The organism is Paenibacillus sp. MER TA 81-3 (assembly GCF_023713585.1).
GTDB classification, from domain to species: domain Bacteria; phylum Bacillota; class Bacilli; order Paenibacillales; family Paenibacillaceae; genus Paenibacillus_B; species Paenibacillus_B profundus.
Genome location: NZ_JAMAWB010000010.1, coordinates 170,191 through 187,570 on the forward strand (window position 1 = coordinate 170,191; position 17,380 = coordinate 187,570).

Genomic DNA, 17,380 nt, shown 5'->3' on the forward strand with positions numbered 1-17,380 from the left:
GAGCATGACGACCTACAGCAATATCGATGCGCCGGCTGCCGCATATTTCTCCTGCACGTCCGCCGGCAGCTGATGATCGGAAATGATGGCGGTCATTTCTTGCAGCGTTGCGAAGGTGAGCAGAGCCGATTTATCGAATTTCGTATAATCCGCAACACCATAAGTTCGCTTCGCCGTGTCAATCCATGCGCGTTTGAGCTCATACAGCTCGCTTGTATAGATCGTCAAGCCATTTTCGATATGAATGCCTGTGGCGGATATAAAAGCTTTCTGGATATTCAACTTGCGTACCAACTGCACCGCTTCGCTGCTGACGAGCAGATTCCGATTGCGGTATCCGCCGGGCACGACGAGTCGTATCTCCGGCTTGCGCGTCAGCTCAGCGATGATGAATAAATCATTCGTTATGACGGTAATGGGCGCATTGTCCAATCGCTTCGCCATTTCCAAGGTCGTGCTGCCGCCATCAAGCGCAATGATGTCATCTGGCTCTATGAGGCGTACGGCTTTCTCAGCAATTTCTGCTTTTTCGGTTAGGTGCTGCTGGTTCGGTGCTTGCACCGGCAGCAGTCCGAGGTCGGACATATGCTTCAACACGGCTCCGCCATGAACCCGGGTAAGCAAGCCTTGCTCTTCCAGCAGCTCAAGATCCGCGCGAATCGTCTTGCCGGTAACCTGAAGCTGCTCGCTAAGCTCGTTTACTTTGACTTCGCCTTGTTGAATGAGAAGTTCCATAATCTGTTGATGGCGTTTTACGTTCGACATTTACTTCAAATCCTTCATGGCAATCATATCCATATCTTCAAATGTTTGATTCTCGCCGGCCATGGCCCAAATGAACGTATAATTGCTCGTGCCTACACCGCTATGGATGGACCAGCTCGGTGAGATGGCGACCTGCTCGTTGCGCATGACCAAATGCCGCGTCTCTTGCGGCTCCCCCATGAAGTGGAAGACAAGACCGTCTTCTGGCATGTCGAAGTAGAAATATACTTCGGAGCGGCGGTCGTGAGTATGGCAAGGCATTGTATTCCACATGTTGTTCGGCTTCAGAAGCGTCATGCCGAGCATGAGTTGACAGCTTTGGATGCCGCCCTTGTGGATATATTTATAAATCGTGCGCTCGTTAGACGAAGCCAAGCTGCCAAGATGCTGCGGCGTAGCTTCGGCAATCGGCAGCAGCACGGTCGGATATGTCTTATGAGCTGGTGTGGAGATGAAGTAGAAGCGTGCCGGATTCGCGGCATCCCGGCTAGCGAACGTCACATCGCGGCTTCCCATGCCGATGTATAGGCAGTCGCGCGCCTCCACGGCATATTCCGTCCCGTCAACGTTGATGATGCCGGCAGCACCCACGTTGATAATACCGATTTCACGACGCTCCAGCACATAATCGGCTCCGATTTCCTTTGAATCCGCTTCCAATTGCAGTGTGCCTGTCGTTGGCAGCGCACCGCCAATAATATAACGATCGACGTGGCTGTACACCATCTGAATCTCGTTCTCCACGAACAGCTTCTCAATCAGGAACTCTTTTCTCAGACGATCCGTATCGTAGCCTTTCGCACTCTCCGGATGACTTGCGTGACGCATTTCCATATTATGATTCCTCCTATGAATGAATGATTGGTTAATCTTGCCTGATGCTGTCTATTATAGCTCAATGTTCATTTAAGTTCAATTAAATGTTTATATAAGTTTATTTTTGATGAGAAAAGATAGATTTGAACATTTAAATGAACATAGAAATGAACGTAGAAATGAACGTGGAAATGAACGTGGAAATGTTACAAACGGCTCAAGTGCGTGTTGTGCAACACAATAAAAAACCCCTATCTTACTCAGCATGGCGCTGAGCAGGATAGGGGTGATGAACATTAATTCTAGAGTAGGAAGTAAAGTGCAGCGATTACTGCCGCTGATAGTACAATGAACATGATGATGTTCATCATATCTCGATTAATGACTTTCATATCCGTCTTCAATCCTGAAGAATGCTTGCCCTGCTTCTTCGTAAGTTCATGCTGTTCCTGTTCATTGATCTGGTTCATATGGAAATTATTCCTCCTCGTAACTATCGTTGTTTACTGCCGGTATGATAGAACTGAATACATCCGATCAGCGAACGACGTACTTGGAGGTAAACTTTAAGGGCATGAGACAGATGCTGAGCAATAGAAGGCGGAAAGGCACATCGAATAAATATTTGGGAACGATATTCCGTATTAGGAGAATGAACAGGTAAATGAAAAAGAGAACAGCCCATTGCATGAACGTATGAATTTTCACGATATAGTGATGCGGAATTCCGACCACGGTCTCATAATGCAGCGCATGGGCGTATTCCGCATCCGCGCTGGGCTGTCCGAGCGGATCTGCTGACAGCGCAGGCAGCAGGGAGGAACAGAGCAGCATGAGCACACAAATGATGATGACGGCGCAGCGGGGCAAGCGGCCGTTCATATGTTTAATCATCAAGTTCCTCCCTTTCATTCCGAATGGTATGCACCTTGTCGTGCACATAGATACTTAAAGCGTATCATAACAAGAGAAGGGGGACAATGCCTATCATTTTCGGGTATTGTTGTTCTGTGATAATGCTGTCTTGTAACTGTCTAATTCACTGGAACAGGACCCGGCTGATTGCGGGAAGGATTATAAGATAAGATTGTGTGCGATGATATACATCCGACCCGTCTCCTGCCCGAAGAGAAGAAGCAGGGCGGAAGGTTTGGGCCTTTGTTTCATCCATTGGATTTCGTCCAATGAAATAGCGGGGTGCAGCTCTTTACGGTCGGTTCCATTGGAGTTCATCCAATGGCTTGTCACTCCATCCGTGCTAATGGCTGAAAAGAGCCCGATCCATTGGACAAATTACAGTCTGAATGCCATTTAGCCGTAGAGTCCATACATTTTACTGTATGTTTTCCAATGGATCTTGCTTCGACCTCGTCCGAAGAGAACCATTTACCTCGTTTCCTTTTCATATCCTTATCTGTCTGGAGAAAGCAAAGAAGCTGCTTGCACAACGGTAAGGCAGTTGCCTTGAGAGAAGCCGATCTGGAAAAATCAACAAACGGATTCAAAAAGAAAGAAGCGAGTATTGCGCCTCCGCGCAAACCCGCTTCAATTGATATGCCTATCATTTCCGAGCCATACCCAAAGTTTCTCTCTTCAAGCCCGGAATGAGCGCGAACGCAAATGTCACCAACGGGGATAGCCAGAGGAAAAAGGCGTACGGCGCATAATCGAGCACCGTCAGTCCCAATGCGCTCGTCATCATCGCTCCGCTGACGCCCCACGGAATGAGCGGATTGACCAAGGTCCCGCAATCTTCCAATGTGCGTGAGAGGGTAACGCGCGGAATGCCGCGTTTCTCATATTCTTCTTCAAAGAGCTGGCCCGGCAGCAGAATAGACATATACTGTTCACCGGTAATGATATTGACGCCAATGGAGCTGAGCCCGCTCGTTACGACGAGCGCTTCTTTGCTCTTTACCGGAGCGATGAGACGATTGAACATCGTCTGGATGACTCCGCAGTGCTGCAGCAGTCCACCTAATGCAAATGCGATAGCGATAAGTGTAATGGCCCCTGTCATCGATTGAAGCCCGCCGCGATTGACGATGCGCGCGACATCTTCCAGTTGGAAGGAGCCTTGATATCCGTGGTTCATCGTAACAATCCATTGCGTAACAGCGAAATCTCCTTGAATGAACAGCGCTATGAGCAAGCCTGTGCCGATACCGAGCAGCATCGTAATGATGATGGGCAGCCGCTTAAAGGCTGCGGCAAGCACGACGACAAGCGGGAGCAGCGTCAGCGGGTGAATATGAAACGACTGGCTAATATCACGCTGCATCGCTTCGAGCTGTGACAAGTCTGTCTGGGACGATGAACCAAAAAAGAAAAATGCGGCGAGGGTCAATACGAATGCCGGCACGGTCGTCCGCGTCATGTTCCGGATATGATCAGGCATTTGCACGCGTGCGACGGCAGATGCGAAATTGGTCGTATCGGAGAGCGGAGACATTTTATCTCCGAAGCATGCACCAGATACGACGGCACCCGCCACGATGGCTGGATGGACGCCCATAGAGCCTGCCATGCCGACCAGGGCGACACCGAACGTGCCGACGGTCGTAAGTGAGCTGCCGACGAACATCGACACGACGACGGTAAGCAGCATCGCACTAATTGTGAACCACTGCGGCTGGAACCAAGTGGTTCCATATACAAGCAGTGTCGGAACTGTACCGCTCATCATCCAGACTGCGATTAGAATGCCGATGAGAGATAGCAGCATTGCAGGCATGACGGATGCCTGAAGTCCGCGCATGAGTGCTTGTTCAACCGATTTCCACGATTGGCCGAAGGCGAGCAGCAGACACCCGGTCAATGCGGCGGCGGCGATGAGCGGAATATGAGGCTCTGCCTGCCATACAAGAATGGTAAGTAAGAGCAGGACGATAATGCTGGTGAAAATCGTAACACTTTGCGCGAAGCTAAGCGGACGAGTCTCATTGTGTTGCTGGTGGGGTTGCATGGTGTCATCTCCTTGATACTATATATACATTGTAGTTCATAGCTGGCTCGATATTAGCCGCATGACTTGATTGCATAATCGCTTCTTCGCTTGCACGCTTGTCCGTGTTAAAGTAAGAGAATAAACCTATTATACCTTATCGTGACTTGACTATAAGGTCAACGGTAACAATAACCAGTTCTTTTGAAGGCTCAGCGCTCATATCAGCGGTGAGCCTTATTTGCGTGTGTAAAAACAATATTGCATTTATAAATGTTATAATGGTATTTTGATATTTATAAATACTAAAGAGGGATGGTGAATATGGAAGTGAGTGCAACAATAGAACAGGCTGGAGACAAAGGCGTGTCCCGGGAGGGGAATGCTAAGTTGATTTCGTGTCAGGAAGCGACGATTCCTTGCGAGGAAGTCGCTATGACTTTGTCGAGACAATTCCCGATCCATATTATCGATACGATTGGCGTAGCGCCGGAATATCAGCGGCTTCATCGCCATGATGTGCTGGAGATTAATTGGATAAAATCCGGATCGGGCCATTACATCATCAATGGGCAGCGGATTAATTTTCAAGAAGGAGATATTTTGTTGATTAACTCGAATGATTTGCACAGGGCATATGAAAAAGAACATCTCGTTATGCAGGTAACGGCTTTTGACGCTTCCTGGTTTGTGCATGATCTGCGCTACGAGCACGATCTGCTGGCGCCTTTTGCAGAGCTGGGCATACATTTTACGCATCTGCTTAGCCGGGACCACAGCAAGCTGCTGCAATCCATCCTCAGCGACATGCAGGAGGAGTACAACAGGAGTCAGCCGTTACATGTATCGATAGTGCGTTCGCACCTCATCCGGTTTCTGGCTTATGTGAGCCGTTATTTGCGCAGCGAAGCTCCGCTATCTCCAGACGGCGCAGCACGGCATCCCAGCTCCGAACATGATGTAAAGGTACGCGCCGCCATTCAAGCGATGGATCGGGATTTCGCCCGGCCGTGGACCTTAAAGGAGCTTGCCGGACTTGTCTACTTAAGCCCGTCCCGATTCAGTGCCGTGTTTAAGCAAACGGTCGGCGTCTCGCCCGTTGAATACCTAATTTCCGTCCGCATTAAGCATGCAGTGAGGCTGCTTGAATCGTCAGACTTGCAGATTATTAACATTGCGCTGGAATGCGGCTTTCGCAATCTGTCTAACTTTTATCGGCTATTCAAAAGCAGTACGGGTTATGCGCCGAGCGAAGTACGGTCAGGGGGATTTACAAAACGATAACATTATACAGTCTAAGCAGAAGAATACTGGAGGAAACAGGGCAGGCCGCAATTTACAATCAAGTAAGACATCGGCCATGACATGAAGTATTTCGGTCTGCAGTTCACGGACTGACCAAGGAGGGGGTGCATACAATCATGGTGTCACTTGGCCGCTTCAAGCGTATTTTTGAACAATGGGATATTCAGCTTATGGTGCTGCCCGCAATAGCGTTCATTTTTGTGTTCAGCTACATCCCGATGTACGGCGTGCTTATGTCGTTTCAAGACTACAACATATTTAAAGGCTTTCTGCACAGTCCATGGGTCGGCTTGAAGCATTTCGGCATGTTTTTTCAAGCGCCCGAATTTTGGAATGTCATGCGCAATACGGTCGTCATTAGCTTGCTCAAATTCTGTATCGGCTTTCCGGCCCCGATCCTGTTGGCGCTAATGCTGAACGAAGTGAAAAACATGGTGTTCAAGCGGGTGATTCAAACCGTCAGCTATTTGCCGCATTTTCTATCATGGGTTATCGTATCAGGCTTTGTCATGTCGCTATTATCGACGGACAACGGAAGTGTGAATATGTTGTTTGAGCGTATCGGAGTGATTGACGAGCCAATCAACTTTCTTTCTATGCCAGAATACTTTTGGACGATTCTTGTCACCACGGGAATATGGAAGGAGATTGGCTTCTCCTCCATCGTATACTTGGCAGCGATTGCTGGTGTAGACCCGCACATGTATGAAGCGGCTTCCATTGACGGAGCCAGCCGCTTCAAGCAAATGTTCCTCATTACGCTGCCCGCGATTATGCCGATCATTATCATCTTCATGATACTGGCCATCGGCAATTTACTGAATGCCGGCTTTGAAGACATTTTGCTGTTGGGAGCGAGTCCTGCCGTCAGGGAGGTTGCCGACGTGCTAGATACATACGTGTACCGGATCGGCATTCAGAACTCCCGGTTTTCATACGCGACGGCAGCTGGGCTGTTCAAAGCGGTCATTAGCGTCGCGATGCTGGCAGGGGCCAACTATATTGCCCGGAGGACAGGGAACAGCTTGTGGTGACGCGATTATGGATAGAGAGAAGGATGCAGCTTGGTTAAGGATGGTTTTGGCGACAGAGTGATGTCTTTCCTCATTCACGTCTGCTTGTTGGTATTGGGCTTTTTTACGTTTTATCCATTCTGGAATGCGGCGGTTATTTCGTTTAACAGCGGCACAGATACGCTCTTGGGCGGAGTTACCTTTTGGCCTCGTGATCTGACGGTAGACAATTATACAATTGTATTTCGGGATGCCCGCTTGCTGAATGGGTTTCTAATATCGGTAATCAGAACGCTTATTGGCACCGTTTTGGCGATATTGGCAACGGCGATCTTTGCCTACGGGATGACGAAGAGGGAGCTAATAGGGAAAAAGCTGTACATGATTATGGGCATTATTACGATGTATTTCGGGGGCGGACTCATTCCATCCTTTTTATTAATCCGGGAGTTGGGTCTGATGAACACGTTCTGGGTCATGATTATTCCCGGACTGATTAGCGTATATAACATGATTATTTTCCGGACATTCTTTATGGGTCTTCCCAACGGATTAGAGGAGTCGGCGAAGATAGACGGATGTACGAACTGGGGCGTCTTATTCCGCATCGTGCTGCCGCTATCCGGTCCCGTGCTGGCCACGTTATCGCTGTTCACGGCCATATACCATTGGAACGACTGGTTCACGCCGAGCATTTACATTTCCAATTTGGATTTATTGCCTATCCAGACGAAGCTGCAGCAGATTTTGAGCTCCAACATTATGAGCGAGCAAATGGCGCAAATGGATTCCGCAGCGAAAGGCCACATGGAACGGATGAAAACGATCACGAGCAAGTCGCTCTCCATGGCAACGATGATGGTTGCGACCGTGCCTGTCATCTGCGTGTATCCTTTTGTGCAAAAATATTTTGTCAAGGGAGTCCTCATCGGATCGTTGAAGGAATAACAGTTAAGCGCAGCGCAGATTGCTTTCTATACAGCGCATACCGCTTTGCCGATGCATGTATTTATAAGTGACGGGATTCATTCTGCAACGAGGGGAAAGGGGATAGGGAAAATGAAGCACGGGAGAACATGGATGGCGTTGAGCCTTGCGCTGGTGATGCTTGCATCGCTGCTGGCGGCATGCGGCCCTTCGACCCAACAAGAAGCTGCCGGGAACAAACAAGAGGGGGAGCCAATCAATGCGGCAGCGTTTGGAGAGGCGACGATAGCCTTCTCTTTCTATGGCAACTATGATTGGTATACGATGCCGCCGTGGGGCAAGGACTTGGCCACGAAATGGATTAGAGAGAATAAAAAAGTGGAGATTACCGCGATTAGTTCCGGAGGCAATGCCAAACAGAAGCTTAATACGATGATCGCGTCCGACGAATTGCCCGATGTCATTTGGTTGGAGCGTGGTGCCGATGTCGAGCGATTGCGAGCAGCCGATCTGCTGGTGCCGTTAGATAAATATTTGGACAAGTATTCGAATTTAAAAAAATGGGCAGGGGAATCAACGCTCAATATGCTGCGCTCCCCTGACGGGAAAATCTATCAGTTTCCGAACTGGTACACGACGCAGCCAAATGGAAATGCCGGTTATGTCGTGAACAAGAAAATATATATGGAACTCGGCTCCCCCAAGTTGGAGACAACCGATGATTTATATGCGTATCTAAAAAAGGTGAAGCAGAACTATCCGAACGCAGTACCGCTCGAAGTCGGAGCAGGCGCTGAAGGAGTGGAAATATTGACGTCCGCCTTTGCGGAAAACCGCCCTTCCCTCTTCAACGTCATGCAAGCCGTGCCGAAGGGTGACGAGCTGACATCGATATTTACGGATCCCGTGTTTCGCGAGGCGATGGTCTATGCCAGCCGGCTGTTCCGCGAGAGATTAATGTCGCAGGATACGATGTCGCAAACGAGAGATCAACTGGCAGAGAAAATCGTATCTGGCAGAGTTGCGGTGCTGGCCAGCTCCAGTCCGACCGAATTCGCCTCGAGAGGGGACAATATGCTTAGAGCGGAGGACCCGGATGACGGCTATATGATGGTATGGCCGCTGCGCAAAGAAGGCTTGGATAAAAACAAAATATATCCGGGCGATTTCAAGCAGCTCGGCTGGAATGTCAGCGTGATTACGAAAGCGGCGGACAATCCCGAAGCGACATTCGCATTTCTGGATTGGCTGACCGGACCGGAAGGTCAACGGATTATTTTTTGGGGACCTGAGGGGTTGTATTGGGAGGGGACAGATGCGGATGATGCGCCGATTTTTACAGAGAAGTTCACGACGGACATCGAGAACCGCAACAAACTGATGGACTCCACCATCAACTTCCAATGGAACGGAAATACGGTATACGTCGATACATCCAAGAGCAAATTTGAACAGACACTGCCGGAGGAGAAGCGGAATTGGGAAACGCGCTGGCAAACTGAAATAACGTGGAAGACCCAATATAATGGAACCGAATTTGTCAATTTGGACCCGCCGGGAGACACGGAGGAAGGCATTGCCGCGCAAAGCATAGCGGATATTTATTCCGAAACGAGGGCGAAGATCCTTCTCAATGCCAGAAGTGACGAAGATGTTCTGCGGCTTCTCGATGAGGCCGAGACGAAGGCGCAGCAAGTCGGTTACGCCAAGCTATTAGCTTATAAAACCGAGAAGTGGCAGGAAAACGTGAAAAAGCTAAAATAGACTGATGCGCATGAAAAATGAAAAGGCCGCAGGCTGTTTCAGAGGGATAAAACCTCTGGCGCAGTCTGCGGCATTATTGCGGTTTAATGTTGTTGAATCTATGTGAATCTATGCTTCTTCTTTTACTTCCACAATGATTTCGATTTCGACTGGCGTATGGAACGGCAAGTCGCTCGTGCCAATCGCTGAACGAGCGTGTCTTCCTGCGTCTCCGAACACCTCGATAAGCAAATCCGATGCCCCGTTAATGACGTAAGGCTGATCGGCAAATCCCGGTGCGCTGTTGACGAACGCCAGCATCTTCACGACCTTGGCCACTTTATCCAAGGTGCCAAGCTCATGCTTGATGACAGCCAGGGCGTTAATAATGACTTGGCGCGCGGCGCGTTGGCCTTCTTCAATCGTCAGCTCCGCGCCGACCTTGCCCTCATACATGAGCACGCCGTCAATTCGGCAATCCATGCCTGATGTGTACAATAGATTGCCTGTGCGGTTGCAAGGAATATAAGAAAATTTCGGTTCTCCTACAGCTGGCAGCTCGATTCCTAATTGCTGCAGACGTTGTTCGATTTGACCCATATTATTCGCTCCTTAAGTAGGTAGTATGTTAAATAAGTAGTTAAAAAAATGATTAGTCACATTCCTGATGAAGCGGTCAGCAGCAACCGCAAGTATGGTGAAGCTGAAGGCGGCGTTCCGCTTTGAGCATGGAACCGGCGTGAACGGACTGAAATTCGCCGTGCCGCAGCGCAAGCTGACCGTTAACGAACACATGCGATATTCCGTTAGGGAACTGGCGCGGTTCTTCAAAGGTGGCCGTATCCTGCACCGTGTCCGGATTGAAGACGACGAGATCCGCCGCATATCCCGGCACAAGCAGGCCGCGTCGGCCTAGGCGGAAGCGCGCCGCCGGAAAGGCGCTCATCTTGCGCACCGCATCCTCCACGGTAAGCAGCTTGCGCTCGCGCACATATGTGCCAAGTATGCGCGGGAACGTTCCATAGAGCCGCGGATGAGGCTTGCCGGTCTCGCAGTGCAGACTGTCAGAAGCGATGAGCGAGCGCGAATAAGCGATGACCTGATCGACGTCGGATTCTGCCATATGGTAATAGACGATGGTGATCTTGCCTTGCTCTTCCAGCAGCAGTTCGATCATGGCATCGACAGGGTGAATGCCGCGCTTCGCGGCAACATCCGCAATCGATAGCCCTTCGAGCTCTTTGTTGCGATCTGTCTGCACCGCAGAGATAACGACGCTGTGCCAGCCGGTGGAAGCGACGAGATTGTCCCATGTGTCTTGCTCCTCTGCCAGCTCTTCATGCAGACGCTGCCGGATAGCCGGACGCTGCAGCGCTTCCAGCGTGGCAGGCAAGCCGCCTTCCAAGATCCAAGGCGGCAGCACCGTCGTGAGCGTGGTGGAGCCAGCATGGTACGGATATACGTCGCATGTGACGTCCATTCCGCGGGCCCGCGCCGCTTCAATGCGCTCGAGCGCATCCAGCACTTGGCCCCAGCTGCGCTTTCCAGCAGCTTTGAGATGGCTGATGTGCAGAGTCACTCCGGATTGCTCCGCAATCCAGATCACTTCATCAATCGAAGCGAGCAGGTGGCGTCCTTCGCCGCGAATATGCGTGGACAGCAGCCCGCCGTATTGGGCGACGACGCGGGACAATTCCGCAATTTCATTTTTGTCCGCGTAACTGCCTGGCGCGTACAGCAAGCCGATGGAGAGGCCGATAGCGCCCGCTTCCATTCCTTCGCGCAGAATCGTCTTCATTTCATTCAATTCCGCAGGCGTAGGCGGACGATGATCGAAGCCCATGACGGCAATTCGGAGCGCGCCGTGCGCTACGTAGGTAGCGAGGTGCTCGGCTGGAGAGCAGCTCTGAACGGCGTCCATATATTCTGCGATGCTGTTCCACGTCCACGGCTTGTTCGTTGTCCCAATGACTGGCGTAATGTATTCCCGCAGCAAGTCGCCGCGTGCGGGCACGAACGGTGCAGGCGCCAAGCCGCAATTGCCGACAACTTCAGTCGTTACGCCTTGCTGCATTTTAATGTTGCTGTCAGGGTAATCCATAATCATCAGGTCGGAGTGACAGTGTCCGTCAATGAATCCAGGAGCGATGATGTGCCCTTGCGCATCAATCGTGTCCCGTGCCTCGACATCAATGGAACCCGGAGACGCGACATGGGTAATCTGTCCGTCCTTTACTCCGATTTCGCCCCAAAACCAAGGGTTGCCGGTACCGTCGGCAACGCGTGTATTCCGAATGATTACATCAAGCATGATCCTTCCTCCTTCATTATGTTTACCAGCTGTGTCCGCGTGCTTCGATCGGAACGTGGACCGCACAGTCCGATTGAACAAGCCATGCCTTGTTATATAAATTAATAGTGCTGCAAATGTGATTAGGAATAATATGTAGGCGATCGCCGACCTTGAAGGAATGACCGGCCGTAATACGAATTGTGCCATGCTCCTCGGATAATCGCTCCAACACGGCTTCGGGAGCTTCCATAATATGACCGAAGCCTTGCAAAAGAAGTGGAGGCGTGTTCGGCTGCACGTCGGTAGCGAATGCTTTGCTGCCGCCATCGACGATAATGATGTCGTCTTGCGGGCAGCTTACGACGGTAACGGCTACGCAACCGGCGCAGTCATCGAGCATGCATCCGCCGAATTCGACTTGCATGCGGTCTTGAAATACGTATGTGCCCGGACGGATTTCCGTCACGCCAGGAACGGCAGCCGCATAAGTGCCTGTTGGAGTCGAACCGACGCTGACATCCCGGATGTCATGACCGGCTTCACGCAGCATGTCTGCGATCCGAACCATGGTCAAGCCTTCATCAATCCCCGCGCTCTGCACATCGAGCGTACCCTCTCCGTTCAGCAGCGCTCCGCGGAAGGTGAAGATGCCGCCAAGCTGCAGGTGCGGGCAGTGCGCGATGAATTGAGCTATCGGCATAATGTCGGCTGCACGCGCGCCCGAACGCTTCAAGCCAGTGTCGATTTCCAGCCGCACCTCAAGCACAACATCGCACTCCTGCGCGATCTCTTCCAGTATGCCGGCGCCGGCGATGCTGTCGACCCCGACAATAATGCGGGCTCGTGAAGTTAAAGCGATCGCCCGGCGTACTTTGGAAGGGGTAACGAGCGGATAGGCAATGAAAATATCGAGAATTCCATGCTCCACCATGATCTCCGCTTCTGACACCTTCGCTGCCGTAATGCCGGAGGCGCCATGCTGCAATTGCATTTGCGCAATGCGCGGCATCTTATGTGTCTTCAGATGGGGACGCAGCTGCACTCCATTCTGGGCTGCCGCTTGAGCCATTGCGGATATATTGCGCTCTGTTCGTTCCAAATCGATGAGCAGAAAAGGAGTTTCGGCTATTGCTAGCTGCGGATGCTGAACGGATAGATTCGATAGAGCAGCAACGTTCTCCATTTGTCCGTTTTGCGGTTCCTTCATCATGAGTTTCACGCTCCGTTAGGTAGATTGCTTGGCTTCTTCCAAGTAGCTATATAACGTATATTTCGATATGCCCAAATACGTGCAAATTTTCTCCCCGGCTTTTTTGATGAGGAAGGCCCCTTTGTCGTCCAATAGAACGAGCAGCTTCATCTTGTCCTCCTTCGTCATCAATGCAACCGGTTTATCGATCTGCGCCTGAGCTTCTTGAATGAGGGTATCCAATAAATCGTTCACATTGGTCACGAACGATTCCTTCACTTCCGGCTGTAATCCGGCCATGGTGAGTGACTTCAGCGCTTTCTCCGCCATCGTCAGGTCGGTAATATCGTAATTAATGCATAGCGACCCGATAATCTGCCCTTCGCGATTGCGCATATACAATGAAGTGGAGCGGAGCAAGCGGCCATCCTTCGTCTGCGTAATATAGTTGATTTTGTTGCCGTCTTGCTGTGTGCCGCGCAACAGCTCTAGGCCGAGATTCGTGCCAGGATCACCGACATGGCGGCCCGTAATGTGACCGTTTTCAATCGCAACGATCGTACGATCATACGGCAGCGTCAAATCATGGAGCACAACCTCGCACTGATCGCCGAACTGGGCGGCTATCCCTTTGACAACTGCCTGTAGAAAGGGAAGTTCTTCTTGTATGGATTCCATTGCTTCCTCCCTCAAATTAAAGTGGAGCTGCGGATGGGAGCCATTTCATAATTTCATGCTCCATCGCTCTCCACCTCATCGTATCATAATTTTGCCAGCGATCAAACTAAAAGTTTGTTGACCTAACAAAAATTAATGCTGCATAATGATCGTGATAGAGGAAGAAATAGGAAGGAGGGCTAATTGTGAATTGGATCGCACGTTCGCTGCACCGAAAATTGTTGATTTTGCTGCTGGCCTGCATCATTTTGCCGGTCATGCTGCTCGGCTACGTCTCTTACCGCACCGCATGGTCGATTACTGAGGAGAAGACGAAACAGGCGAGCTTGAACACGTTGAGACAGATTAGCGCCATTCTCGAGACGATTGCCCAGGACGTCGAGAATATGTCTGTCTTCTTAATCGGACAGCATGATGTTCAGACCTATTTGGCGAAGAAGGAGCGGGCCAGCGCCAACGACTATTTGCGCATGATCGGATTTTTGACGAATTTGGCTTTTTCCAAAGACTACATTGCCGACATCCGCCTCATTCCGCTCAACGGAAATCCAGAGCTGTCCAACACGACGATTTTGACCTCCTCGCTGTTCCAGCAAGTTCCGGCCTCGCCTGATTATTGGGAGGAGCATCCGACCTGGTGGTCCCCTCCGATTCCGATCGATACGAGTCTGGGGCGCAAACGCACGGTGTCGCTTGTCCGGCCAATTCGCAATATGAATACGTTTGAATCGCTTGGCATGCTGTCCATCGGCATCGACGGGGATGCGCTGACCGCCCGGCTGGGCAATGCTGTCGTGGAAGGCGGAGGAAGCCTCATTCTTGCAGATAACGAGGGGAACATCGTCGCTTCTGGAGCCGATGATGCGACGGCTGCCGCCTGGCAACCGCAGCTTGCGTCGCTTGGCGGCGCGATTACGGGCAACGAAGCGCAGTTTTTCGATGTCGGGGAAGGGAGCGGCCGTCATGTGGTCGTGGCCATGAAGGTTCCGCTCGCCCCATGGGATGTGTACGCGATGATCCCGTACCAGACGTTCAGCGAACAGAACCGCTATGTGCTTCAATTGACTGCCGTGACGGTGGGTGTTGCTCTGCTCGTGATCGTGGCGGCAGTTGCTTATTTTGTCAGACGGGTTACGAAGCCGCTTGTCCGGTTGGCCCGTTCGATCGGATCGGTGCAGCCGGATTCCCCGTTCCGGCCGCTGCCGCTCACTTCGCAAGACGAAATTGGCTTTGTCGTGCGCAGCTATAATCGGCTAAGCGATAATATCCGCGAATTGACCGAGCAGGTGAAACGGAATGAAGCGCAAAAAATGGAAGCGGATCTGCAAGCGCTGCAGGCACAAATTCATCCGCATTTTCTATATAACACGCTCTCTTCCGTGCAGTGGCTCGCATGGATGGATGGAAACGGGAAAATAGCCGAGATGGTAGGGGCGCTGGGTGACTTTTTGCGCTTCAGCCTGAACCGGGGGCTTGAATATTGCACGATTGACCAAGAGGTGGAGCATGTGAAAAATTATATGCATATTCAAGCGATGCGCTATCCGGAACGGTTTCAGTTCCAGATCGTGCTGCCGGTTGAGCTGGAAGAGGCGCCAATGCTCAAGCTGCTGCTGCAACCGTTAATTGAAAACGCTTTATTGCATGGGGTTCTGAAACCGGGAGCGCATGGAAATAACGGATTTCTCTATTTGGAAATGTTGATGGCAGATGAGGGGGGAATTCAATTTATTGTTCGGGATAATGGCGTTGGCATGAGTCCAGATGCGGCGGAGAGCCTCAGGCGGCAGCTGCGGACGGGAGAACGCCGGCCGCCAAGCGGTGATGCAAGCGCCGGCAGCGGTTACGGCCTATTCAATGTCCAGCGCAGATTGCAGCTTCATTATGGCGAGGGCGCGTCCTTGCACATCGAAAGTATCGCAGGAGAAGGAACGACCGTTACGTTTGCGATTCCGATTCCGTCGCCAGGCTGCACATACAAGCAAGGAAAGGGGTCTTATTGATGAAATTGTTAATTGTGGATGACGAAGTCATTATTCGCACTGGACTTGCCCAAGTGATACCTTGGCATGATTTAGGATTTGAGGTGCTGCCTCCGTGTGCATCGGCGGAAGAGGCGATGGAGGCGATATCAGCGGATAAGCCGCATCTTGTGCTGACCGATATCCGCATGACCGGCGCCGACGGGTTGACGCTTGCCGCTTACATTCGCGAGGTGAGTCCGGACACGGAGATGATTGTGCTGACAGGCTATGATGATTTCCGCTATGCACAGCGGGCGCTGCGGGAAGGAGTGTGCGACTATTTGCTGAAGACGAGTCGACCTGACGACATTATGAGAGCGGCGATTCGCGCCAAGGAGCGGATAGTGGAGAAGCTGGAACGCAGCAAGAGCATGTCGAAGATAGAAGCTACCTACCGCGAACAGCTGCTGCATAAGCTGCTGCATGAGCCGCTGAGCGAGGCGGAGTGCCGCATGCTGGCGGATACGCTGCTGTTGGCAGACAGGACGCACTCGTCGACACGGAATGTCGTCTTCGACGTGGCATGCATTCAGGCGGAAGGCTGGGGCGAAGCGCAGGAGAAGCTGCTGCTGTTTGCGGTCGGCAATATGCTGACAGAAATGGTGGCGGGGCTTGCGCTGCGTGAGGAGTCCCGCTTGCTTGTGCTGCGTCTGACAGAAGGGACGGCCATAAGCTCGGACTCGTGGGATTATGAGCTTGCGCTAATTGAGCGCAAGCTGAAATGCCGGCTGTTTGCCGGAATCGGCCGCTTGGTGACAGCGCCGGTAGAGGTGCGCGATTCGTGCCGCACCGCGAAGGAGGCTTATGCGTATCATTGGTTCAAAGGCAACAAAAGAATGCTGACTTGGCAGGAGGCAGCTTCACGGGCAGGGCGGCCTTCCATTTGTACTGCGCAGGATGAAGCAGAACTCATTCGCTGTTTGAAATCAGGCGAGCCCGAGGAGCTGCGCCGTTTCGTGCACGAACAGGTCCAGCGACTTATTGACGAACCGGAAGCGACTCCGGCCTCGGTTCAGTCTTACGGCCAATCGCTGCTCATCGCGGCGCGGCGTTGGCTGGAACGGTGCGCTGAAGTGTCCGCGCCGGCACAGGCTGGCGGATTGCAGCCGGCGGATAGCGGATGCTGCGCTCAGGATGGCGAGGTGGCATGCGCGTCATGGAGCGCATCTCGACATGCGCAGGCCCGCGCCTTCGGGCTTGCGTCCGAGCCGGCTTCAAGTGCCGGAGCCGATTGCGCGGCTGTTGGCCGGCCCGAGCCTGCTCTAGCCTCACCGCGTACGGCCGCGCCGGAGCAATGGGAGCGTGCGCTGTTCATTGCGCTGCAGGAAGCGATGCAATATTTTCGCGATGTCATTGCGGACTCCTCCACGTCAATGGTTACCCGCGCCATGAATTACATTCGCGAGAAGGCGGACGGCAGTCTGACGCTGCAGCATGTGGCTCGAGTCGTCGGGGTGCATCCGAACCATTTGAGCGATAGGTTCAAGCAAGAAACAGGCATCAATTATATTGAATATGTGACCCAAGCCCGTATGGCTCAGGCTTGCCGCTATTTTCAAGACGGCTCCGCTAAAGTGTCGGCCGTGGCTCAGTTGGTCGGTTATGAGGATTTAAAATACTTTTCACAGCTGTTTAAGAAGCATATCGGCTGCACTCCATCCGAATACCGGGACAAATGTTGAC

15 protein-coding genes are annotated in these 17,380 nt (G+C 51.8%); 6 read left to right on the forward strand and 9 right to left on the reverse strand.

The window, feature by feature from the left end; genetic code table 11:
* Positions 1–12 precede the first annotated feature (12 nt).
* The 5 genes from M3650_RS16525 to nhaC all read right to left on the reverse strand — a co-directional run bounded on the left by M3650_RS16525 (position 13) and on the right by nhaC (position 4,546).
* Entirely contained in the window at positions 13–765 is a 753-nt protein-coding gene (locus M3650_RS16525) for a DeoR/GlpR family DNA-binding transcription regulator (protein ID WP_251576387.1), read from the reverse strand.
* Positions 766–1,599, reverse strand: a complete 834-nt coding sequence (gene kduI / locus M3650_RS16530) for a 5-dehydro-4-deoxy-D-glucuronate isomerase (protein WP_019424078.1) — start codon at positions 1,597–1,599, stop codon at positions 766–768. It abuts the gene before it with no gap.
* Positions 1,600–1,883: 284 nt separating this feature from the next.
* A complete protein-coding gene (locus tag M3650_RS16535; protein WP_019424077.1) occupies positions 1,884–2,051 on the reverse strand; it encodes a hypothetical protein in 168 nt (55 codons plus the stop codon).
* 67 nt (positions 2,052–2,118) lie between these two features.
* Positions 2,119–2,475, reverse strand: coding sequence for a hypothetical protein (locus M3650_RS16540; protein WP_251576389.1), 357 nt, complete (start codon positions 2,473–2,475; stop codon positions 2,119–2,121).
* Between the two features lie 667 nt (positions 2,476–3,142).
* Positions 3,143–4,546, reverse strand: coding sequence for a Na+/H+ antiporter NhaC (nhaC, locus tag M3650_RS16545; RefSeq protein ID WP_251576391.1), 1,404 nt, complete (start codon positions 4,544–4,546; stop codon positions 3,143–3,145).
* Between the two features lie 309 nt (positions 4,547–4,855).
* Between nhaC and M3650_RS16550 the strand changes: the two genes are divergently transcribed.
* From M3650_RS16550 to M3650_RS16565, 4 genes are all read left to right on the forward strand, one after another.
* Positions 4,856–5,809, forward strand: a complete 954-nt coding sequence (locus M3650_RS16550) for an AraC family transcriptional regulator (protein ID WP_311295093.1) — start codon at positions 4,856–4,858, stop codon at positions 5,807–5,809.
* Positions 5,810–5,946: 137 nt separating this feature from the next.
* A complete protein-coding gene (locus M3650_RS16555) occupies positions 5,947–6,864 on the forward strand; it encodes an ABC transporter permease (protein ID WP_251576560.1) in 918 nt (305 codons plus the stop codon).
* Positions 6,865–6,894: 30 nt separating this feature from the next.
* Positions 6,895–7,791: a carbohydrate ABC transporter permease gene (locus M3650_RS16560; RefSeq protein ID WP_251576393.1), complete on the forward strand. Its 897-nt coding sequence runs from the start codon at positions 6,895–6,897 to the stop codon at positions 7,789–7,791.
* A 111-nt stretch (positions 7,792–7,902) separates the two neighbouring features.
* Positions 7,903–9,534 (forward strand): extracellular solute-binding protein, encoded by a 1,632-nt coding sequence (locus M3650_RS16565; protein WP_251576395.1) that lies wholly within the window; start codon positions 7,903–7,905, stop codon positions 9,532–9,534.
* A gap of 108 nt (positions 9,535–9,642) precedes the next feature.
* Here M3650_RS16565 and M3650_RS16570 read toward each other — a convergent pair whose 3' ends face one another.
* The 4 genes from M3650_RS16570 to M3650_RS16585 all read right to left on the reverse strand — a co-directional run bounded on the left by M3650_RS16570 (position 9,643) and on the right by M3650_RS16585 (position 13,673).
* On the reverse strand, positions 9,643–10,113 hold the full coding sequence (locus M3650_RS16570) for a RidA family protein (protein ID WP_019424068.1): 471 nt from the start codon (positions 10,111–10,113) through the stop codon (positions 9,643–9,645).
* Between the two features lie 76 nt (positions 10,114–10,189).
* Complete coding sequence (locus M3650_RS16575; RefSeq protein ID WP_019424067.1) at positions 10,190–11,824, reverse strand: N-acyl-D-amino-acid deacylase family protein; 1,635 nt, start codon at positions 11,822–11,824, stop codon at positions 10,190–10,192.
* Positions 11,825–11,846: 22 nt separating this feature from the next.
* Positions 11,847–13,013: an alanine racemase gene (locus M3650_RS16580; protein WP_483311752.1), complete on the reverse strand. Its 1,167-nt coding sequence runs from the start codon at positions 13,011–13,013 to the stop codon at positions 11,847–11,849.
* Positions 13,014–13,031: 18 nt separating this feature from the next.
* A complete protein-coding gene (locus M3650_RS16585) occupies positions 13,032–13,673 on the reverse strand; it encodes a helix-turn-helix transcriptional regulator (protein WP_019424065.1) in 642 nt (213 codons plus the stop codon).
* A gap of 185 nt (positions 13,674–13,858) precedes the next feature.
* On the opposite strand from M3650_RS16585, the gene M3650_RS16590 reads away from it, so the two are divergent.
* The gene (locus tag M3650_RS16590; RefSeq protein ID WP_251576399.1) at positions 13,859–15,676 is read left to right on the forward strand and encodes a cache domain-containing sensor histidine kinase; all 1,818 of its coding nucleotides are present in this window, start codon (positions 13,859–13,861) and stop codon (positions 15,674–15,676) included.
* Positions 15,676–17,379, forward strand: a complete 1,704-nt coding sequence (locus tag M3650_RS16595; protein ID WP_251576401.1) for a response regulator transcription factor — start codon at positions 15,676–15,678, stop codon at positions 17,377–17,379. The genes M3650_RS16590 and M3650_RS16595 overlap by 1 nt, the downstream gene beginning before the upstream one ends.
* The last annotated feature ends 1 nt before the right edge of the window (position 17,380 follow it).